General features: G+C 67.4%; 13 protein-coding genes. 1 reads left to right on the top strand and 12 read right to left on the bottom strand.

What is annotated here, in order from left to right; all coding sequences use genetic code 11:
- Positions 1-64: 64 nt before the first annotated feature.
- The 7 genes from RKE25_RS00065 to RKE25_RS00095 all read right to left on the bottom strand — a co-directional run bounded on the left by RKE25_RS00065 (position 65) and on the right by RKE25_RS00095 (position 10,659).
- Positions 65-1,309 (bottom strand): sterol desaturase family protein, encoded by a 1,245-nt coding sequence (locus RKE25_RS00065; RefSeq protein ID WP_311840239.1) that lies wholly within the window; start codon positions 1,307-1,309, stop codon positions 65-67.
- A complete protein-coding gene (locus tag RKE25_RS00070; protein ID WP_311840240.1) occupies positions 1,306-2,046 on the bottom strand; it encodes a lysoplasmalogenase in 741 nt (246 codons plus the stop codon). Before RKE25_RS00070 ends, RKE25_RS00065 begins: the two co-directional genes overlap by 4 nt.
- 157 nt (positions 2,047-2,203) lie before the next feature.
- Positions 2,204-4,483 carry a TonB-dependent receptor gene (locus RKE25_RS00075; protein WP_311840241.1) on the bottom strand — a complete coding sequence of 760 codons (2,280 nt, stop codon included), beginning with the start codon at positions 4,481-4,483 and terminating at the stop codon, positions 2,204-2,206.
- A gap of 372 nt (positions 4,484-4,855) precedes the next feature.
- A complete protein-coding gene (locus RKE25_RS00080; protein WP_311840242.1) occupies positions 4,856-6,184 on the bottom strand; it encodes an ectonucleotide pyrophosphatase/phosphodiesterase in 1,329 nt (442 codons plus the stop codon).
- A 66-nt stretch (positions 6,185-6,250) separates the two neighbouring features.
- Entirely contained in the window at positions 6,251-7,345 is a 1,095-nt protein-coding gene (locus RKE25_RS00085) for a glycerophosphodiester phosphodiesterase (RefSeq protein WP_311840243.1), read from the bottom strand.
- 88 nt (positions 7,346-7,433) lie between these two features.
- Positions 7,434-9,698 (bottom strand): TonB-dependent receptor, encoded by a 2,265-nt coding sequence (locus tag RKE25_RS00090; protein ID WP_311842458.1) that lies wholly within the window; start codon positions 9,696-9,698, stop codon positions 7,434-7,436.
- Positions 9,699-9,870: 172 nt separating this feature from the next.
- Positions 9,871-10,659, bottom strand: coding sequence for a helix-turn-helix transcriptional regulator (locus RKE25_RS00095; protein WP_311840244.1), 789 nt, complete (start codon positions 10,657-10,659; stop codon positions 9,871-9,873).
- 101 nt (positions 10,660-10,760) lie between these two features.
- Here RKE25_RS00095 and RKE25_RS00100 point away from each other — a divergent pair, with 101 nt between their 5' ends.
- The gene (locus tag RKE25_RS00100; protein ID WP_311840245.1) at positions 10,761-11,822 is read left to right on the top strand and encodes a hypothetical protein; all 1,062 of its coding nucleotides are present in this window, start codon (positions 10,761-10,763) and stop codon (positions 11,820-11,822) included.
- Positions 11,823-11,878: 56 nt separating this feature from the next.
- Here the strand turns inward: RKE25_RS00100 and RKE25_RS00105 are convergent, their stop codons facing one another.
- From RKE25_RS00105 to glk, 5 genes are all read right to left on the bottom strand, one after another.
- Positions 11,879-13,624, bottom strand: coding sequence for an alkaline phosphatase (locus RKE25_RS00105; protein WP_311840246.1), 1,746 nt, complete (start codon positions 13,622-13,624; stop codon positions 11,879-11,881).
- Positions 13,625-13,726: 102 nt separating this feature from the next.
- Positions 13,727-14,803, bottom strand: a complete 1,077-nt coding sequence (locus tag RKE25_RS00110; protein WP_311840247.1) for a heparan-alpha-glucosaminide N-acetyltransferase domain-containing protein — start codon at positions 14,801-14,803, stop codon at positions 13,727-13,729.
- The gene (locus RKE25_RS00115) at positions 14,800-17,109 is read right to left on the bottom strand and encodes a family 20 glycosylhydrolase (protein WP_311840248.1); all 2,310 of its coding nucleotides are present in this window, start codon (positions 17,107-17,109) and stop codon (positions 14,800-14,802) included. The genes RKE25_RS00110 and RKE25_RS00115 overlap by 4 nt, the downstream gene beginning before the upstream one ends.
- Positions 17,110-17,194: 85 nt before the next feature.
- Positions 17,195-19,966: a TonB-dependent receptor gene (locus RKE25_RS00120; RefSeq protein ID WP_311840249.1), complete on the bottom strand. Its 2,772-nt coding sequence runs from the start codon at positions 19,964-19,966 to the stop codon at positions 17,195-17,197.
- 98 nt (positions 19,967-20,064) lie between these two features.
- A complete protein-coding gene (gene glk, locus RKE25_RS00125; protein WP_311840250.1) occupies positions 20,065-21,120 on the bottom strand; it encodes a glucokinase in 1,056 nt (351 codons plus the stop codon).
- Between the last annotated feature and the right edge of the window lie 90 nt (positions 21,121-21,210).

Here is a 21,210-nt window from a genome sequence, read left to right on the forward strand (position 1 = left end):
ACGACAAAGAAGCGGCGATGATAGCGAATGGCCCTGCCCCCGCCATGCTGCGGGTGCGCGACGCTCAGGCCGGTTGGCGCGTACGCAGGCGGATGGTGGCGAGCATGGCGGCACTGGCCAGACACCACGCAATGATGGCTGGCGCCAGCGCGGCCGGTGCCGCCGCCACGCCGAACCAGCCGCCCGTGATCGCCGCGACGCTCGCGGTCGCCGCCAGCCGTGCCGCTTCGAGCCAGCTGCCGGCGCGGCGTCCTTCCAGCAGCACGCCTAGCGCCGTGAGGCTCAGCAGCAGGAACGCCGCATAGGCCAGCAGCGCGGACGCCGGCATCCGCTTGGCCATGTCCAGGAACCACACGCCCATCATCAGCAGCAGCGCGAACTGCGCGATGCCATAGATGATCAGCCCGTGCGGCAGCGCCGGCGCAAAGCGCGGGCGGCGGATGTCGAACGCGGGCTTGGGAAACCGCTCGGCCACGTCGGCCGGCCGCCAGCCCGGCGGCTTGATCCACACCAGCAGCTTGTCGCGCCAGCGGCGCGCATGCCATGCGTCCTTGAGCGTGGACCAGTACACCTCGGCATTGGCCCACAGCGGATTCCAGCTGCGCAGTGGCGCTCGCGTGCCGTACACGGGCGGGTCGGCGTCGTTCTCTTCCACGAAGGTGCCGAACAGGCGGTCCCACAGGATCAGGACGCCGCCGTAGTTGCGGTCCAGATAGCGATCGTTCACCGCGTGGTGCGCGCGATGGTTGGAAGGCGAGCAGAACACCCGGTCGAACCAGCCCAGCCGGCCGACCAGCTCGGTATGCACCCAGAACTGGTACAGCAGGTCGATCAGCGCCACCACCGCGAACACCTCCAGCGGATAGCCCAGCAGCGCCATCGGCAGGTAGAACAGCCAGCCCAGCAGCACGCCGCTGCCGGTCTGGCGCAGAGCGGTACTGAGGTTGTAGTCCTCGCTCTGGTGGTGCACCACGTGCGCGGCCCAGAGGATGTTCACTTCGTGGCCGGCGCGGTGCAGCCAGTAATAGAGGAAGTCGTACAGCAGCAAGCCGGAGACCCACACCCACCAGGCATCCGCCGGCAGGGCGAAGAGCGCGAGGCGTTCGGCGCACCAGCCATAGATGCCCAGCGTCAGCAACTTCGAGAACACCGCGACAATCTGCGAGATCACGCCCAGCGACAGGCTGTTGATCGCATCGCCCGCATGGTACGCGCGGCGCCCGCGCCACTTCGCCACCGCCAGTTCCAGCGCGATCAGCAGGAAGAAGACCGGGGTGGCCCAACCGATGATGAGCTCCTGTGTGTTCACACCGCCGCCGTCTCCTCGGGCGGCGCGGGGGCCACCGAGCGGGCCAGCAGCCACAACGCGCCGAAGTAGCTGCCCAGGATCCACACCGCCGCCCACGGCAAGCTGAGGCGGAAACGGTTCCAGGCCAGCAGCGTGTCGCTAAGCATGAAAAGGATGGAGCCGGCGCCGGCGAGCCAGGCCGGGGCGGCGAGCGCGTCGCGCGCCATCGCGTGGTGCCATGCGCGCCCCACCGCCTGGCCGCCCATCGTGGCGAGCACCATCGTGTACACCACCACAGGGATGTGCAGCTCGACCGGCAGGGTCGGCCACAGCGACCACAGGCACAGAGCTCCATAGGCCAGGCAGATCAGCATCGCCAGCGGCTTGGCGCCGAAGCGCGCATCGCCGGTCAGCGCCACCAGGAAGCACAAGTGCGCGAACAGGAACGCGACCAGCCCTTCGACGAACAGATCCTGCGGCAGCATCAACAGCACGTCGCCGACCCAGGCCAGCCCGAAACCGCCCAATGCCCAGGCGCGATACCGCGCGGAGATCGGTTGGCGCACCCGCCAGACCAGCGCGAGCACCAGCCCGGTGGCCACGGGCTTGCAGACCCAGTGCAGCCACATCCACTGGCTGCCCGCCTCGCTGTCGGCCAGCATCGCGCCGGCAATGGCGCCCAGGGCGGACAACAGGACGCCGACAGCCATCCAGCGAGGTGGGGCTTGCAGCGATACGGCAGAAGAAATGGCGGCCATGCGGGCGATCGGTCGAGATACGCCCGCGATCATAAGAGCGGCGGCGCTTTCCCGGAATCGTCCAAGGGTATCCCGTGACCGTCGCGCGCCGCGTTTGCGACGGAATTGGAGATTCGGCCGAATTCCGGGGCCCCCGTCGGCGGGGGCCCCGGCCGGATCAGAAGCGCAAGGTTGCCGTAAGCATGGCCGCGCGCGGCGCGCCCACCTGCAGGGTGGCGAACTGGCCCTGCGGGTCGCTGGCGATGAAGCCGTTGGTGCCGATCGAGCCGAAGTACTTCTTGTCGGCGGTGTTCGTCACATTGAGCGCCAGCTTCAGGTCCTGCACTACGCCCAGCCGGCCCACGTCGTAGGCGGCCGACGCATTGAATAGCCAGTACGACGGCACCGAGGCATCGTTGACGTAGGTGTAGTAGCGCTTGCCGGTGTAGTTGGCCGACGCGCGCAGGTCCCAAGGGCCGGACACCCAGGCCAGTTCGCTGAAGAACAGCTGCTTGGGGCTGTCCACCACGGTCTTGTCCTTGGTCGGCACCACGGTGCCGCCATCGACGTAGTCGTCGTCGTAGCGCGAGCGGTTGTAGGACAGCGAGTTGCGCCAGCGCAGTTGCGGCGTGAGCTTGAAGTTCAGCGCCAGCTCCGCGCCGCGGCTGGTCACCGAACCGACGTTGGCATACGCGCTCGGACAACCCACGATGCCGCTGCAGCGGGAGATCGCCAGCAGGCGGTTATCGAACTTCACGTCGTACAGCGCCAGCGAGGCTTCATAGAAGTCGGACACCGCGCGCAGGCCGCCTTCGAAGGTGCGCGACTGTTCGGGCTTGAGCGAACGGCCGAAGGTATCGAACGCCACCTGCGTGGTCGCCAGCGGGCCGCTCACGCCGGCCTGGAACGCGGCGATGTTCTTGGCGTACGAACCGAACACCTCGAAGCCGCCACCGAGCTGGTAGCTGGCGCCGACCTGCGGCAGGAAGTTCTTCTTCGCGACCAGGTCGCCGGTGGCGTACGTGCGGGCGGTGCCCGGCAGGCTGCGCGCCTCCACCTCGGTGCGCGGGGCCTTGAAGCCCACATCGATGGCCAGGCGATCGTCCAGGAAGTGCATGCTGTCCTGCACGTAGAACTGCCGCGTGGTGGTTTCGTAGTGCTGGTAGAACAGGCGCAGGTCCGGGTTCTCGAGGAACTTGCGGTCGTCCACCGGGCCGGTGATGAAGTAGTAGTTGCGCTGCACGTTGTGGTTGCTGTCCTCGTACCACACGCCGGCTTCCAGGTGATGCGCGCCGATGTCCCAGTTCAGCGCCGCGGTGCCGCCGGCGCGGTCGATGCCGTACTCGGTGGTGCGGATGGAGATCGGCGTCTCCTGCGGCGTGCCCGGGAACGAGGCCTGGTACGGCGTGAACCAGTGGCCCTGGCCGCGATCGTAGTGGTAATAGCCGGTGGCCTTCAGGCGCAGGCCCTCGGCCAGCGCAAAGTCGCCGAACACGCTGGCGATGCGGTCCTTGCGCACGCCGCGGCCGGCGTAATACGCGTCGTCGGGGTTGTTCACGCCGCCGGTGTAGATGCCCTTGGCCGCGTTCACCGCGCGGTTCCAGTCCGGCGCGTAGTTGTCCCAGTTCCAGCCCAGGCGGTGCAGCATGTCCAGCGACAGGTCCTGATAGTCGGTCTCGTCGCGATCGGACGTGGTCACCAGTGCGCCGATGCGGCTGTCGCCGAAGTCATAGGTCGCCTTGGTATTGAACTGCATCTGCTCCTGCGCGCCGTCGCCCTTCCACTTATCCACCGTGGAGTACGCGCCGGAGATGTACATCGCGAAGCCGTTGACGTTGCCCGTATCCAGGCGCACGTAGGTGCGGCGCGCGGCGTCGGTGCCGAAGCCCTGGGCGAACTGCACGCCGTACTTGGGCAGCGGGTCGGAGGAGTAGAACTGCACCGTGCCGCCGAGGTCGCTGGTCGACGCCGTGCCCAGCGCGCCGATGCCTTCGGCCAGCTCCGCGCTGCCGAGATTCTCGGCGATCAGCGCGCGGCTGATATGCAGGCCGTTGTTGTTGCCGTAGCTCATGTCGCCAAGTGGGATGCCGTCCAGCGTGAAGCCGAGGCGGTTCTGGTTGAAGCCGCGCAGGCTGAAGCGCGTCGACCATTCGTAGTTGCCGAACGGATCCGAGGATTCGAAATGCACGCCCGGCTTGCCCGCCAGCACCTTCAGTGCGCTGGTGCCCGGCGGCAGGATCTTCACGTCTTCCGTGGTGATGCGCTGCACCTGGCGCGCTTCGCCCTGGCCGATCACCGACACCGAGTCGAGCGTCTTGGCCTTGTCGGCATTGGCGTCCGCCGGGGCGGCAGGCGCGACGTCGTTGTCGTTCGGCATGGCGAGCGCCGTGCCGTGCAGCGCCGCAAACAGCGCGATCGCGAGGCCGGTATGGCGGATGGAACCCTTGCGGACTGACATGCGTACGTTTCCTTTGCGCAGCCGATCCCCTTGGCGGGGAGCCACGGCAACGTGTGAGTTGAAGAAATTGAAAAAAGAAACGGCCGCCCCCTCGGCGCACGCATCACCCCGTCGTCCCTCGCTGCCTGCAAGGACGACACGACACGCACGCCAGCAGCCGTGCGCAGCAGTTTGGTAGCGGTTTGTGAAATCGCCTTTACATCCGCGTGTCAGCGCGCGGTGGTGTGCGTTGGCGCAAGATGGGTGTCAGTTGGGCGCAAGATCTTGGTGCGTTATGCCTACGGGCGAGCTCACCTTTTGGGCCCCGCTTCTACGCTCCGTAGGTTCCCCTCACCCCGGCCCTCTCCCCGCAGGGGAGAGGGAGGGTGGGGCTCATGGGGAGAACAGCGGCTTGCCTTGTGCTTCCGGCAACGTCACGCCCAGGGACTTCGCCAATGTCGGCGCAATATCGCGCATGTCGATCGCGCCGAGGTTCCTGCCCGCCGGCACGCCCTTGCCTTCGATCAGGAAGGTCGCGCGCATCTGCGGCCAGGCGGGATCGTAGCCATGCATGCCGCGGTAATGGCTTGCGGACGGCAGCGGCGCGTCGGGCTTGATCCCCATCTCGTAGCCGGGCTTGAACAACACGAACCACGAGGCCTGCGCCGTGCCTCCCTGTGCGGTCAGCTGCGCGTGGTCGAGCACGCGCTCGAAGCCGTAGGCCGGGTCGCCACGCAGCTGTTCCAGCAGCGCCTGTACTTTCTGCGCCACTGCCGCGTTGCCCGGCTCGCGCAGCACGATGGCCGCACTGCCGCCATCGTTCCACGGCATGGCCTGCCAATCGGTGACGGCGCCGTCCTTGACGGTGACCAGGCCGGCCTTGATGAAAGGCGCATACAGGTTGACGTCCTCCTGCACCGGCGCGAAGCCGTGGTCGGACACCACCGCCACCACGCCGTCCGGATGCACGCGGCGCGCGGCGCCGACCATCTCGCCGACCAGGGCGTCGATGCGCTCCAGCGTACGCCTGGCTTCGGGCGTATCCGGACCGCTCGCATGCTGCTCGTGATCGAGCGAAGCGAGGTACGCGGTCATGAACGCCGGCCGGCGTTCTTCCAGCAGCTTGACCGCGAAGCGCGTGCGGTTCTCGTCGCCCGCCAGCGTTTCGTCGATGCCGTCCGCATAAGGGCCCAGCTCCTTCTCCAACGGAGGCAGCAGCCCCGGCGTAGCGAGCGCGGCGAGCAACTTGCGATCGTCGGGCAGGCCGGTGCGCCAGATCTGCGGCAGGTTCCAGTCCACCTGCGCGCCCACGCTCACCGGCCAGTGCACGTTGGCCGTGCTCAGGCCGGCGGCGTGCGCGGCATCCCACAACGTCGGCACGTGGATGTCGCTGGCGTACCAGGCCCAGCCCTGCTGGTTCTTGTTGGCGGGGTCGAAGGTAAGATTGCCGGCGATGCCGTGCTTGTCCGGCGACACGCCGGTGAGCAGCGTGGTATGGCTGGGGTAGGTCAACGTCGGCAGCACGCCGCGAACGTCGGTGGCGTAGCTGCCTTCGCTCAGGAAGCGGCGCAGGTTAGGCAGGTGCAGACCGCGCTGCTCGGCCTGCAGCACGTCGGCGGGGCGCAGGCCGTCGATCGAGATCAGCAGGACCGGCACGGCATGCGCGGACGCGAGAGAAGCCAGGCCGATCAGGCCGGCGGCGAAACAGCGGTGCAGTCGCATGGAGAGCCCAGGTTGTCGGATCAGGGACGCGAGTGAACGCGACCCCGGTGACAAGCTGATGGCAACTCAGCGACCGTCGACCGCCTTGCGCCCGATGGCCGGGTCGTCGGTGAAGAACGCATCGACGCCTGCATCGAGATAGGCGCGAATCTCCGCGATCGAACCGGCTTCGTTGAAGGTCTTCGGGTCGCTGCCCTGCCAGAAATTCCTGGCCTGGAAGTGGTTCTCCGGACGGAACGTGTACGGATGCAGCTCCAGCTTCGCCGCGTGCGCGTCATGCGCCAGCGCCGTCGGCTTCCCCAGCGTGCCGTCCTTCTCGAGCGGGATGATGGCGCGGATGTTCGGGCCGATAGCGTCCGCGTAACCCGCGATGTCGCGCAGCCCCGCGGGCTTCATCATGTCGCCGTAGGTGAGCTTGCCGCCGGACGCTGCCACGTCGTAGGGCTGCTCGCCCGCGTCGTCCATCAGCTGCAGCAGGCGCACGTTGGCATGGCTCCTGCCCAGCTTGCCGCGCAGGTAGCGCAGATTGGCGATCTCGAAAGACTGGATTTCCACCGGCGCCGTACGCGTATAGGCATGCGCATCCAGAATCGCCAGCACCCGGTCTTCCATCGGCAGGCCGGCCTTCTGGAAATAGGTGCCGTGCTTGATCTCGGGAATCAGGCCCACCACGCGCCTCTGCGCCGCGGCTTCGGCCGCGACGAAGTCGATGATCTCGTCCAGCGTAGGAATCTGGAACTGGCCGTCGTACTTCGTGCCGCGCAGTTCCGGCAGACGTTCGCGCGCGCGCAGCGTCTTCAGTTCGGCGAGCGTGAAGTCTTCGGTAAACCAGCCGGTGACCTGGTGGCCGTCGATGGTCTTGGTGGTCTTGCGCCCGGCGAACTCCGGGTGCGACGCCACATCGGTGGTGCCGCCGATCTCGTTCTCGTGGCGGGCCACCGGCACGCCGTCCTTGGTCATCACCAGGTCCGGCTCGACGAAGTCGGCGCCATCGGCAATCGCCTTGGCGTACGAGGCCAGCGTGTGCTCGGGCCGCAGCGCACTGGCGCCGCGGTGGCCCATCACCAGGGGTTTGGCGACGAGCGGGCGTTCGTTGGCGTGCAGCGCAGAGGACATGGCCAGCGTCACCAGAACCAGGGCCGCACAGCTTAGCGTCTTCATCGTCGTCTTCCTCATGGGATACGGGTTGGGGTGGCGGGCGCGTCCGGCCGCCCGCCACCCCGCCCGCCCCCTTTTTAGGCGGTCCGGATCAGAACTTCACGTCCAGCGTCAGGAAGGTCTGGCGCGGCGCGCTGGCATGGAAGGCCAGCTGGCGGCCGTTCGGGTCGGTATTGGCGAAGGCCGTGAGGTTCGAGGCGTAGCGCTTGTCGGTGAGGTTGCTGACATTGAGCGACAGGCGCACGTCCTGCGCGAACCAGGCCGCACCGAAGTCGTAGCCGGCACCGAAGTCGAACGAGGTATAGCCGCCGAAGCCCTGGTCGTTGGTATAGGTGTAGTAGCGCGTGCCGGTGTACTTGCCGCGCAGGCTCAGGTTCCAGGGGCCGTAGGTCCAGGCGATCTCGCTGGCGAACATGCGCTTGGGCGTGTCCACCGTGGTCTTGCCCTTGGTGGGCACCGTCACGCCGTTCTGCACGTAGTTGTCGTCATACGTGGAGCGGTTGAACGAGGCCGAGTTGTACCACTGGAAGTGCTCGAACGGCTTCCAGATGAAGGTGAACTCCGCGCCCTTGCTGCTCACGGAACCCACGTTGTAGAAGCGCGTGGTGCAGGCCGGCGTGGTTCCCTGCTGGATGCTCGGGCAGGGGTTGAGCGAGAGCAGGCGGTTGTCGAACTTCACGTCGTACAGTGCTGCCGAGGCCTCGAACTCGCGCTGGACGATGCGGTAGCCGCCTTCGATGGTGCGCGACTGCTCGGGCTTGAGATTGCCCTGGGTCGCGTTGAACGAGGACTGCGTCACCAGCAGCGGGCCGCTGGCGCCGCCGCCTTGGAACGCGGCGATGTTCTTGGCGTAGGACAGGAACAGTTCCTGCCCGGCGTCGAGCTTGTAGCCGAAGCCCACCTGCGGCAGCAGGTTCTTCTCCGCCTTGAGCGTGCCGTTGGCGACCGGCGCCTCGTAGTTGCCCGGCGCCTGGCGCGCGGTCATGGTCACATGCGGGCTTTTCACGCCCACATCCACACTGAGGCGGTCGTCCAGCAGCTTGAAGCTGTCCTGCAGGTAAGCCTGGCGCGTGGTGATGGTGTAGGCCTGGTTGAACAGGCGGCGATCCGGATCGCTCAGGTAGGTGTCGTCGCTGATCGGGCTGGTGAGCGTGTAGGGGATGTAATAGAAGTTGCGCTCGACGTTGTGGTGGTTCTGCTCGTACCACACGCCGCCTTCCAGATGGTGCCCGCCCACGTCCCAGCCCAGCGAGGCGAGCGCGCCATTGCGGTTGATCTTGTAGTTGGTGCTGCGGATCGAGATCGGCAGCTCCTGCGCGGTGCCCGGGTTGGACTTCTGGCCTGGCGACCACCAGTGACCCTGGCCGGCATTCTCGTGGTGGTAGACCTGCGCGTGCACGGTCAGCGCGTCGCTCGGATAGAAATCGCCGGCCAGGTAGTACAGGTCGTCGCGGCGCAGCGCGCGGCTCTGGTAGTACGCATCGTCGATATTGTCCACGCCGCCGGAGAAGGCGCAGCGCGAATCCTTCACGCCCTTCACCGTATAAGCCGGCGCGCAGTACGCGGCGGCCAGCGCCCGCTTCCAGTCGGGCGCGTACAGGTTCCAGTCCCAGCCCAGGCCGCGCGCCATGCCGCTCTTGGAGAGGTAGGCGTAATCGGCCTGCGACGTGCGCGAGGTATCGGCGAAAGCCGTGATGCGGCCGCCGTCGAACTGATACACCGCCTTGCCGTTGAATTGCTTGGTGGTGGTCGGCGAGTTCGGGCGCGCCCACATATCGGCGGTGGCGCGTACGCCGGACAAGTACATCGAGAAACCGTGGAGATCGCCGGTGTCCAGGCGCACATAGGTGCGGCGGTTCTGGTCCGAGCCGAAGGTCTGCGCGAAGCGGCCGCCGAACGTGGGCAGCGGATCGGCCGAGAAATACTGGATGGTGCCGCCGAGGTTGCTGGTCGAGGCGATGCCGAGGCTGCCGATGCCCTGCGCCAGTTCCGCGCCCGCGGCGTTCTCGGCGATCAGCGCGCGGCTGATGTTCAGGCCGTTGTAGTTGCCGTAGGCGTTGTCGCCCAGCGGCAGGCCGTCCAGCGTGTAGCCCAGGCGCTGGCCATTGAAGCCGCGCAGGCTGATGGTCTGCGATTCCTCGTTGGCGCCGAATGCGTCGTTGGACTGCACGTTCACGCCCGGCATGCGGTTGAGCACCTTCTGCAGGCTGGTTCCGGCGGGCAGCACCGCGGTGTCCTTCACCGTCACGCGCTGCACCTGGCGGGTCTCGCCCTGGCCGATCACCGAGACGCCCTCGAGGTTCTTCGCCGCATCCGGCTTGGCTGCGGCGTCGGCCGGCGGCAGGTCCTCCGCCATGGCGCCATGGGACAAAGCGGCGAGCGCGACGGCCGTGGCCATCGCCAGGAGGTTCTTCTTCATGTGGGCTCCAGGGATCGGGGCATCGCGCGGGGAGGCGCGGATGTTCAGATATCGTGAAGCCGCTACATGTCGATTCTTTGACGGCGGGATGACGCGCAGGAGCGCGCAGTCACAAAGCTGGCTTGCCGTCGACCTGGCGTAGGTAATCGGTGGGACTGACGCCGATGATGCGGTGGAACATGCTGCAGAACGCGCTGGTGCTCGCATAGCCGGCGTCGCGCGCGACCGATTTGACCGGGCGACCCAGGCTCATCTGACTGATCGCCCGCGCCAGCCGCACGTGCTGCCGCCAGCGCACGAAGGACATGCGCAGTTCGCTGTCGAACAGGCGTGCCAGCGTGCGGCTGCTCGCGCCGACGCGCGAGGCCAGCTGTTCCAGCGTGTCCGGCCGCGAGGCATCGTCGAGCAGGCGCTGGCAGGCTTTGCGCAGGCGGGGGTCCGACGGCACGGGAATGCGGAATGGCGCTTCCTCCGCGTTCCGCAGCGCATGAAGCAGCAGTGGCGTGGCCAGCTGCATCGTCGTCGTGTCGCGCTCGCCATGCGCCTGCACCGCCGCGAGGATCAGCTCGCGCAGCAACGGCGACACCGCCATGACGCGGCAATGCGGGCCGAACGGCCCGCTGGTCGCGCGATCGAGATAGAGCATGCGCACCGCGACAGGGCCTTCCATGAGGATCTCATGCGCCATGCCGAGCGGTATCCACAACGAGCGCTGCGGCGGCACGATCCAGATCCCTTCGCGCGTAGTCACCTGCATCACGCCGCTGGAGGCGTAGAGGAGCTGCCCGCGCCGATGGCGATGCGGCGGCACGTGGCAGCCGCGGGGGTATTCCTTGGCGAGCGCGGTGATCGGCCAGGCCCGGCCGGCGGCGCCGGGCCGTTGTCTGAAACGCGACATAGGATGGCCTCCGTTCGGTGGATGGACAGGCCTAGGCTAAGTCTGTGCCCCGGGCATGCCTCGCGGCAACGCCCCTCCCCTTTGCCCCGCGGTGATCGATCGTGCCTACGCCTGCCCACTCGCCCTCCCGGCGCGCCGTATTGAAAGGCGGCCTCGCTCTCTCCGGCGCGCTCGCGTTCGGCGGACTCGATGCCTTGGCCCGGCGCGAGCATCCGCGCGAACGTCCCACCCTGGTCGTGCTGTGGTTGAACGGCGGGCCGGCCGGGCTGTTCAACAGCGCCGACGCGTTCCTCGCCAGCGGTGCGTTCGGCGTGACGTCCGGCAATGTCCGCGCGCTGGGCAACGGCCTTTATGTGGATGCCGGCTCGCTCGGCGCGCTGCCCGACCCGGCGCTGGCGCATATGGCGGCCGTGCCGTTCCGCCACGGCATGTACAGCCACAACGACGCGCGCGCCGCGGTGCTGCAGGCCGGGCCGCGCAGCCAGCTGCTGCGCATGGCGGCAGCCTTGCCGGCCAGTCCCGTGCCCTGCGCGGTCGTCAACCGCCTCGGCTTTCCCGTCGGCGTCCATGCCGACCCGCCGGCCGAAGGCGGCATCCGCTGCCGGCGCGTGACGGACTTCGCCACGGCACGCGAAGGTCTGGCGGTCGCCGAGATGGAGGCCATCCGGCACGCGTACGGCGTCGGCCCGGGCCAGACCGCCGTGGACGACCAGCGCGCCACCTTCGCGGCGGTCGAGGCGCTGATCCGCGCGGATGCCGGGGTCGTCTTCGCGCAAACGGCTTTCACGGGACGAGAGGACCGCCAGTTCGATACGCACCACGACGATATCGGCACCGTCGCGCGCGGCATCATGGCGCCCATCACGCCCAGCCTGTCGGTCTTCCTGCAACGCATGCTCGCGCTGCGCGGGCGCAACGTGGTGACTTTGCTCACCGGCGAGTTCAGCCGCACGCTGCCCGGCGCGGACCACGCCAAAGGCGGCACGGCGACGGTGATCGGCAAGTACGTCAGAACCGGCACGGCCGGCCGGCAACTGCCCGATGGCTCGCCGCCGGAGGACGCTCAACCGCCGGAGGCGTTATGGGCGTATCTGGCTGCCGCCTTGCGCGTGGAGGGCGCTTCGCCGTTCGGCGCCCATCCGTACGCGCACCTGCTGGTTTGAAGTTCAAAGTGCTGCCGTTCGGCCTGTAGCGGGACGACGAACAGACCCGCGCCGGATTACCTGGCACTCACCTGCTTCAGCCACGCCTCGTACGTCGGCCGATCCACCGGCACCCCATCGGCGTTGCAACTGCCGAGCTTGCACAGCTCGGCACGGATACGCGGCGCGTGCTGCACGATCACGTGGAAGATCGCGTTCTGTTCCAGCTCGCCATGGAACGCGGCCGCACCGGGGCCATTGGCGAAGATCGCCACGTCCTCACCGCCGTGCGTCTCGCCTTTCAGCGGCACGATCGATTCCTGCATGTAATCCGGCGCGGTGGTGTCGACCTTGCCGAGGTCAGGCCGGCCCTGTTTGGCCGGCGAGTAGTCGCCCGGGTTGTGCGGATAGCGCTTCGGCCCCTCCGGCTGCTTGTCGCTCGCACCGGTATAGCCCGGTCCGTTGGCGAAGCCCAGCGTGGTGTACGGCTTGCCGGTGGCATCGCGCGCGAGGCCGGCGCCGCCCTCTTCGTCGTAGCTGTCCGTATGGCCCTGCACCAGGCCGAGGATGTCGTTGCCGCGCTTCGGATAGCCGGAGAAGGTCAATGTGTGCGCATGGTCGGCGGTGACCACGATCAGGGTGTCTTTCGGATCGGTGTGCGCGAGAGCCGCTTCGACGGCGTCCGACAGCGCGATGGTCTCGTCCAGCGCGCGGTATGCATTGCCTGCATGCAGTGCGTGGTCGATACGGCCGCCCTCGACCATCAGGAAGAAGCCGTTCGGGTTGCGCTTGAGTACCTCGATCGCACTGGCGGTCATCTCGGCCAGGCTGGGTTCGCCGGCCTTGTCCTTGGCGCGCTCGTGTTCGTAATTCATGTGCGAGGGCTCGAACAGGCCCAGCAGGCGTGGCGTGCGCAAGAGATCGAGCGACGTGAGCTGCTGCTCGTTCCACACGTACGCGCCGTCCGGATGCTTGGCCTTCCACTCCGCGATCAGGTCGCGGCCGTCGAGGCGCTGGCCCACCTTGTTGGCATATTCCGGATCGGTCACACCGGCCGGCAGGAATTCGGTACGTCCCCCGCCCATGGCGACCGTGAGCCCATCCACGGCGGGAAAATCGACCAGCTGCGCGGCGAAATCCTTGCAGCCTTGCGCCTTGGCCTGCGGCGTCAGCTCGGCGTCCACTTCCCAGTTGCGCTCCGGCAGGTGGCCGTAGGTCGCCGCCGGCGTGGCATGCGTGATGCGCGTGGTGGTCACCGCGCCGGTACTCATGCCCGCGGCGGCGGCCAGTTCGAGCGTGGTTACCAGTTCCTGCCCCTTGCTGGCCGCGCAATCCTGCCGGCGCGGCACCTGCGAGGTACCGATGAAGCCGGCGCGCGTCTTCACGCCGGTCATGATCGCGGTCATGGTGCCGGCGGAGTCCGGGGTCTGCTGGTCCGTTTCGTAAGTGCGGCTCAATGCACTGAAGGGGAATTGCTCGAAGCTCAGCCGGTAACTTTCCCCGTCCACGCCTTTGCGTTGGCCCGCGCGCACGTGCGCCGCGGCAATGGTGGGAATGCTCATGCCGTCGCCGAGGAACACGATGACGTTCTTCGCCTGCTGTCCGCCGGCATTCGCCTGCGCCGACGCCCTCGCGGCCTGTGCCGCGCCGTTGCGGAACCACCACGGCGGCGTCTCGCCGTCCGGACGCTTGATCGCTGGCACGTCGATCGCCACGGCGGCGCTCGTTGCCGGCGGCGTCACCGCCTGGCTGGCACAAGCCGTGAGCAATGCACAGGCGGAGAACAGCAGCGCGCGGCGCGCAAGTAGGGGCGAACGAATCATGCCTATCCCTTCGTCGTCAGCTTCAAGTCAGCGAGCGAGGGATGATAGCCCAGGGTGGGATACGGGCAATGCCAACCTGGAGTTGCGGTTTCAGGCCAGCGGTCAGAGCTTCACGTAGATGCGCTTGCGATCCAGCACCCACACGATGGCCCACCACACCGCGACGAAGGCCAGGGCGAAGGCGAGCGAGGCGACATAGGGACCGGCCAGCGGCGCGACCCATCCGGCGAAAGCGGTTCGATACAACGGCTCCTGGATGCCCAGCCCCGGCAGCAGGATCTGCATGAACTCCGAGCCCGCATAGGCCGCGACCGCGTTCACGCCGAAGCGTCGACCCAGCGGCGGCCAGCCGCGTACGTCGACCAGCGCGTGGAACAGCAGCAGCGCCCATACCGCCCAGCCGGCGGTCCACAGCGCAAATGAAGGCGTCCACAGATTCTTGTTGAACGGTTGCACCCATGACCAGGCGGCACCGAACAGGACCAGCACCACGCCGCCCAGCAGCAGCGCGCGCGTGTCGCCGCGTCGCAGCCAGTGGCCGGCGCGCAGGCCCAGCAGGGATGTGGCGATGGAAGGCAGCGTGCCCAGCAGGCCTTCCGGATCGTGGCCTAGGCCAGTGTCCGCGAAATAGCGATAGGCGAACCGGCCGAACACCGCGGTATCCGTGCGGCTGACGAGGTTCGTGAACGGTTCGAGCGTGCCGCCGGACGCGAGCAGCGCGGCGTAGCCCGCCAGCAGGACCAGGATGGCCGTCCATTGCACGCGGGCGCCGGCATAGAGCTGAAACGCCGCGACCGCTGCGAAGCACACGCCGATCCGCTGCAGCACGCCGGGAATGCGCAAGTGCGCATCTGGCAGGACCAGCCATGCCGCCACATTGATCAGCAGCCCCAGCCCAACGATGCGCAGCGCGCGTACCAGGGCAGCGCGCATCAGCAGGCGGCGATCGGCCCCCTGCTCCATGCGCGGCGCGATCCCCAGCGCCACCGATACACCGACTACGAAGAGAAAAAACGGAAACACCAGGTCCGTCGGCGTACAGCCATGCCAATCCGCATGTTCGAGCGGCCAGAACACATGGCTCCAGTCGCCCGGATCGTTCACCAGCAGCATGGCCGCCACGGTGCAACCGCGCAGGGCGTCGACCGAAGCGAGGCGGCGCGGCGCGGCCTGGTTCACGGTTTCGCCGGCGTCAGGCTGGCGCGTTCGATGCCGTACAACGGCCCGGTGATCGGCGCGGTGAAGATCAGGCACAGCTCGTGTGTGCCCTTCTGCAGGGGCAACTGGGCATTCAGCGCAAAGCGACGCGGGCCGGACGGATCGGGCAGCGGCATGCTGGCGAGCACCTTGCCGTCGCAGCTATCCAGATGCGCCACCAGTTCGCCGTGCGCGGTGCTCGCCGGCCGCGACACCACCAGCTTCGCGTCGTGCGCCAACTGGTAGTTGCGCTCCAGCCGCGCGGCCTCGACGTGGATGGCGGCGATGCCGTCCAGGCGCGCCTCCGGCCAGCGCTGGCAGGTATCGAAGATGTTGATGTTGTAGGCGGGGGCCAGGCTAGTGGCATCCGGCGTCGGCTGCACGCGCAGGCGGAAATCGCTGCCGGGGCAATTGGGCAGCTCGGCGCTCGCGCGTGTCAGCAGGCCGGGCACGTCGAGCACGCGTTCGCGCGGCGCGGCCAGGGGCTCGCCACGTGCGTCGACGGCAATGGCGCGCACCGTCGTGGGCAGCTTGGTCTCGAACGGGGCGGCGTAAAGCGGCGAGCTTGCCGTGGGCGTACTGCCGTCCAGCGTGTAATGCAGCTGGCCGAAGCCGGCCTGGTTGGCGAGCATCACCGTGGCCTTGCCGCTGACCAGCGCCGCGTTGCGGTCCACGTCGATCGACGGTGCGAAGGCGCCGTCGGCATAGGCAATGCCATCTGCGCGATAGCGCGCGAGCTGCGCCGGCATGCGCGCGAGGAAACCCTTCCAGTCGCGCGCGGCCGCTGGCGACCACAGCACTTCGGAGAGCGCGTCCAGGCGCGGGAACACCGCGTGCTGCACGTGCGCGATCGACGGCATGTGCTCGGTCCAAACGTTGGCCTGGGCGCCCAGCACGTGCTTCGCCTGGGCGATATTCAGTTCCTTCGGCACCGGTTCGAAGGCGTAGATGCTCGCGAGATCGCGCACCGGAATGCGGCCGGTGGTCTCATCGGCGCGATCGCTCTGCAGCTGGTCGAAGTACAGGTCAGGCGCCGGCGAAGAAACGACGTCATGGCCCTTCTGCGCGGCCTCGACCGCGCCCTTGATGCCGCGCCAGGACATCACCGTGGCGTCCGCCGGCACGCCGCCTTCAAGGATTTCGTCCCAGCCGATCAGGCGTCGGCCATGGGCCTTGAGGTATGTGCCGATGCGGGCGATGAACCAGCCTTGCAGCGCATTCTCGTCCTTCAGCCCCAGCGCCCGGATCTTCGCCTGCACCGTGGGCGATGCCTGCCACTGGTCCTTCACCGCCTCGTCGCCGCCCACGTGGATGTAGCGCGAGGGGAACAGCGCCATCACCTCGTCCAGCACGTGCTGCATGAACACGAACGTGGCGTCGTCGACGTTGTACAGGTACGTGTGCACGCCCCAGTCCACCGACACTGGCGGACGCTTGCCGGTGACGCCCAGCTCCGGATACGAGGCGACGGCCGCCTGCGCGTGGCCGGGCATGTCCAGCTCGGGGACGATGGTGATGTGGCGCGCGGCCGCATAGGCGACCATCGCGCGGATCTCTTCCTGCGTGTAGAACCCGCCGTATCGAGCCGGTTCGCCGTCCTTGCCCGCGCCCGGCGGCGTGCGCCACGCGCCGATACGGGTCAGCTCCGGGTAGCGCTTGATCTCGATGCGCCAGCCCTGGTCGTCGGTGAGGTGCCAGTGCAGCACGTTGAGCTTGTGCAGCGCCATCTGGTCGATCAATACGCGGATCTCCTCCACGCTCTGGAAATGGCGCGCCGAGTCCAGCATCAGGCCGCGCCAGCGGAAACGCGGCGCGTCTTCGATGTGCACGAAGGGCACGCCAGCCTTGGCGTCATCCTGGGTCAGCAATTGCCACAACGTGACCGCGCCATGGAACAGGCCGTCGCCGTCGCGCGCGACGATGCGCGCGCCGTTGGCGTCGATATCGAGCAGATAGCCTTCGGACGGTAACGCCGCCTTGGCGTCACGCCGGAGCACGATGGCCGGACCGTCGCCGGCCTTGTCGACGATGCGCAGGTCCAGACCGTGGCGGCGCTTAATCTGCCCGGCCAGCCAGGTCGCGGTGGCGCGGGTGTCGCCATCGCCGGCGACCAGCACGGTGCGCGCGTCGATGGCGAACGCGCCCTCGGCGCGGGTGAGCTGCGCCGGCCACGGAATCAGGGAAAGCGGGGCTGCGGCGGATGGTTCCTGCGCAGCCAGAACGAGAGGAGGAAGGATCAGCAGTGCCGCGAGCACCAAGGTACGGCCAAGACGGATTGCGAAACTCACCGGCTGTCTTCTCCTCTCTTTGTTGCCCCCCAAAGAAGGGCCCGGACAAGCCGGGCCCAATGGGGAGGGTGTTGCTCAGTGTGCCTCAATACTTCAACCGGAGGTTGAGGTAGTACTGGCGACCGTTGACGTAGAAAGCGTATGGCTGGTTACCGATGCCCTCGACGTTGGTGTAGTACTTGATCTTGGGGTTGTTGAGGTTCATGGCATCGAACGACAACGTCGCCCAGTCGTTGATCTTGTAGCCCAGGGACAGCGCGAGATTGCCCAGGCCCGACTGATAGTACGTGTCCGTGCGGCTGACGCCGGCGAAGAACGACGAACGATAGGTGTAGCTCAGGCGGGCGTTGAAGCGCTCGTTCTCGAAGTAGCCGGAAACGTTGTACGTGTTCTCCGAGGTGCCCTGCAGCGGCTTGCCGGTGGAGGTGCTGCCGTCGGCATAGGTGTAGTTGGCGGCTACGCCGAAGTTCTCGCCGATCGGCTGCACGTAGGCCAGCTCGATCCCGCTGATGTGGCCATCCACGTTCACCGGCACGCTGACCAGATACGTGTTGAATACGTCCTGCCCGCTGTTGTTGCTGGCGTTCTGGTCCTTGTACGTACGGCTGACCGGACCGAAGTTCACGTAGTCCTTCAGGTCCATGTAATACGCGCCTGCCGACAGCAGGCCGCGCGGCGCGAAGTACCACTCCAGGGCGGCATCGAAGTTGGTGGAGATGATCGGCTTGAGCTGCGGGTTGCCGCCGCTGCCGGTGTGGGTCAGGTCATCGAGCGACACCGAGCCGGCCAGCGCGGAGTAGTCCGGCCGCGTCATGGTCTGCGACGCCGCGAGGCGGCCGATCAGGTCATCCGTGAAGCTGTACTTGAAATTCGCGCTGGGCAGGAACTTGCTGTACGTGTGGTCGTACTTGCTGCGGTAGTAGTTGCCGAAAGCCGAGCCGGTGACCGGGCCGGCGACGGTGTACTGCTCCGGGTTGCTGGTGTTGTAGTTGATGTTCTCTTCGGTGCGCACCCAGCGGCCGCCCAGGTTGCCGCTCCAGCGGTCGCCGGAGAAGTTGGCCTGCAGATAGGCGGCCGTGACCTTCTCCTTCACCTTGTAGATGTTCTGCCAGTTGAAGCGCGCCACCGGATCGCGGTTGGCGAACTGCGCATTGATCGCGGCGAGCTGGCCCGGCGTGTAGTACCAGATATTGCCGGGTACGCTGCCGCCGAGATCGTCGGTGAAGTCGCCCGGATAGTTGGAGTGGCCAGCCGGATAGTTGGCCGGGTTCTGCCAGTCGGTGGCGAAGTTCGGTCCCTGGCCGATGTCGGTCTTGTTCTGGCGGGTGTGGTCCGAGTAGCGCACACCGAATTCCAGCGAGGACAGCGCGCCGCGGTCCAGCGCCCACTCGCCGTCGCCGCCGATCCAGTTCTCCTTGTCGGTGACTTCGATCGCCTGGTCGCCGAAGATCCAGCCGTCCTGCGGGCGGATGCCCGACGGCGTGCTGTTGTCGCCGCCCAGCGACCAGCTCGCGGGATGGTCAAGCCCATTCATGGCCCAAGACGCGCCACCGCCACCGCCCGTGCCCAGTTCCAGCACGTCCTGGGTCGGGCTGCTGCCCTTGCCCTTGGTGGTTCCGACCTGGCCCTTGAAGGTCAGCGACTGCGAAGCGCGCCACTCGCCGTCCAAGGTGAGGTAACGCGATTGCGAGGCCGCGCCCGGGCGGGAGATCTGGTCGTAGACGCCCCACGAGGTATTGGTGCAGGGCGCAGCGCCGCACATCACGCTGGGGTCGGTGACCTTCGGATAGACGGCATTGGTAATCACGCCGTTCTTCACGGAGTAGCTGCTCGGCACCAGATAAGGCGCGAAGTGGCTCGACCACAGCATGTAGTTGCGGTTGTAGTTGTCCGCTTCGAGCTTGGAGTAGAAGCCGCTGAGGTTAAGCGTGACGGTGTCGCTGGGCTTGAACTCCAGGTCGATGACGCCGCCCTTGCGCTCGCGCTCCTGCGTGAACAGCGTGGCGCCGAGCAGGTTCGGATAGGACAGGCCGGCAAGCTTGGGATCGGCCACGGCTGCCGGGTCGGTGGCGGCGATCTTGCCGTATCCACCCACCACTTCCTGGCCGTTGCGCTGCAGGCTGCGCTTCTCGTAGAAGCCCTGCAGCATGACGCCAAAGGTGTTGTCGGCGTTCTTCCAGTTGAACAAGCCGCTGAACTGCGGCTTGGTGTCGCCCGGCAAATCGGAGTACACGCCGCCGATCGACGCTTCCGCGGTCACCGGCTTGGAGAACTCCAGCGGCTTGCGGGTGATGATGTCCACCGAACCGGCGCTGCCGCCCTCGACGATCTTCGCCTCGGAGCTCTTGTGCACCACCACTTGGCTGACGATCTCGGAGGGCAACAGGCTGTAGCTGACGCTGCGGCCCACGGTCTGCACCTGGCTCAGCACGAACCAGTCGCCGGTGCCCACGGTGTGCCCGTTGACCAGCGTCTGGGTCATGCTGGGGTTGGTGCCGCGCAGGCTCACACGGTCCGCTTCGTCGAAGCCGCCTTCGCTGGCGCTGGACGAGCTGATGTTCACGCCGGGCAGGCGCTGCAGCGTGTCGGCCACGTTCTTGGCCGGCAGCTTGCCGACGTCCTCGGCGGTGACCACGTCGACGTGCGAGTCGGCGTACTTCTTGAATTCGATCGACTCCGCTTCGGTATCGCGGATGCCGGTGACGACGACGGTGCTCAGGTCCTTGGCCTTGTTCTTGTCGGCCCGGCTCTGCGCCGTGCCGGCGGCGCCGGTCTGTGCGTCCTGCGCGTAGACGGCGCCGGAAAGACAGAGTCCGGCGATGATGCTGGCGGCGAGTAGCGTCTTGCGGTGTGACATGGTTTCCTCCCCTCAAAGGATCGCTGGTGCGGATGGCGTGGCGTCGTCGATATCCGCTAGGCGGTTGCTGGGCTTGCGCCCGGTGGTTGCTACGCTGACTACGAAGACTGGGCTGCCGCCCCCTGCGGCGGATGCATGGTTTGACCGTCCAGGTACATCCCAGCGGCGCCGATGACGCCGAGCTGGCCGTGTTCCATCAGGCGCACGGGCACCTGCTGCAGGAAGGCGCGCATCACGCCCTTGTTGAAGAAGCGTTCGCGGAAACTGCTGGCGAGCAGCACTTCGCGGATCTGCGGCAGGATGCCGCCGGCGAGGAACACGCCGCCGCGCGCGCCGTAGAGCAGCGCCAGGTCGCCGACGAAGCTGCCCAGCAGACCGCAGAAGACATCCAGCGCTTCCACCGCCGCTTCGTCGCTGTATTCCAGTGCCGCGCGCGTCACGTCGCTGGGCTTGGCCAGCGCGACCGGCTGGCCGCGCAGCAGGCAGAGCGCGCGGTAGAGGTTGAGCAGGCCAGGCCCGGAGAGCGCATGTTCGAAGGACACGTACGGACGGTCCTTGGCGAGCAGGCGCAGGATCTCCATTTCGCGGTCGGTGCCGGGCGAGAGCGCGATCTGTCCCGCCTCGGTGGGCAGCACGGTGGCATGCGGCTTACCCGGCAGCAGCACGGCCGAACCGAGCCCGGTGCCGGGGCCCATCACCAGCACGGGACCGCTGCCTGCGCTGTCCGCCTCGATCACCGGCGTGGTGTCGGCCTGCACCAGGAACTGCGTGGCATACGCCACGGCTTCGAAATCGTTGACCACCGCCAGGCGCTCGATGCCCAGGTTGTCGCGGATGTCGCGGATGGACACCGGCCAGGGCAGGTTGTCGTTGACGATGGCATCGCCCAGCACGTAGCCGGCGCTGGCCACGGCGCATTGATCCACGCGCACCGTAGCGCCGAGATGGCTGACGAAGTCCTTGAGGACGGCGGTGAGGCTGGGCCATTCGGCGCAGGCGTAGCGGTGGTACTGCAGCACCGTCACGGGGCGCGCGCCGTCCGGGCGACGGCTCACCAGCCCGATGCGCGCATGCGTGCCGCCGACGTCCGCCGCGAGGAAAAGCGCGCCTTGCGAGGCACCCTTCAGCCCGCCCTGGTTGGCCAGTTCCGCCACAAGCCCTCCCCTCTTGCGATGTGGACGCCGTCATGCCGGCGTCATGCTGTTGTCACAGCCCCCGAATGGAACCGGAGTCTGGAAGCGTCA

The organism is Dyella sp. BiH032, from assembly GCF_031954525.1.
Lineage (GTDB): Bacteria > Pseudomonadota > Gammaproteobacteria > Xanthomonadales > Rhodanobacteraceae > Dyella_D.

Coding starts and splice junctions, on each gene's coding strand:
- RKE25_RS00070 (WP_311840240.1), bottom strand. CDS start 2,046: ATGGCCGCCATTTCTTCTGCCGTATCGCTGCAAGCCCCACCTCGCTGG.
- RKE25_RS00075 (WP_311840241.1), bottom strand. CDS start 4,483: ATGTCAGTCCGCAAGGGTTCCATCCGCCATACCGGCCTCGCGATCGCG.
- RKE25_RS00080 (WP_311840242.1), bottom strand. CDS start 6,184: ATGCGACTGCACCGCTGTTTCGCCGCCGGCCTGATCGGCCTGGCTTCT.
- RKE25_RS00085 (WP_311840243.1), bottom strand. CDS start 7,345: ATGAAGACGCTAAGCTGTGCGGCCCTGGTTCTGGTGACGCTGGCCATG.
- RKE25_RS00090 (WP_311842458.1), bottom strand. CDS start 9,698: ATGGCGGAGGACCTGCCGCCGGCCGACGCCGCAGCCAAGCCGGATGCG.
- RKE25_RS00095 (WP_311840244.1), bottom strand. CDS start 10,659: ATGTCGCGTTTCAGACAACGGCCCGGCGCCGCCGGCCGGGCCTGGCCG.
- RKE25_RS00105 (WP_311840246.1), bottom strand. CDS start 13,624: ATGATTCGTTCGCCCCTACTTGCGCGCCGCGCGCTGCTGTTCTCCGCC.
- RKE25_RS00120 (WP_311840249.1), bottom strand. CDS start 19,966: ATGTCACACCGCAAGACGCTACTCGCCGCCAGCATCATCGCCGGACTC.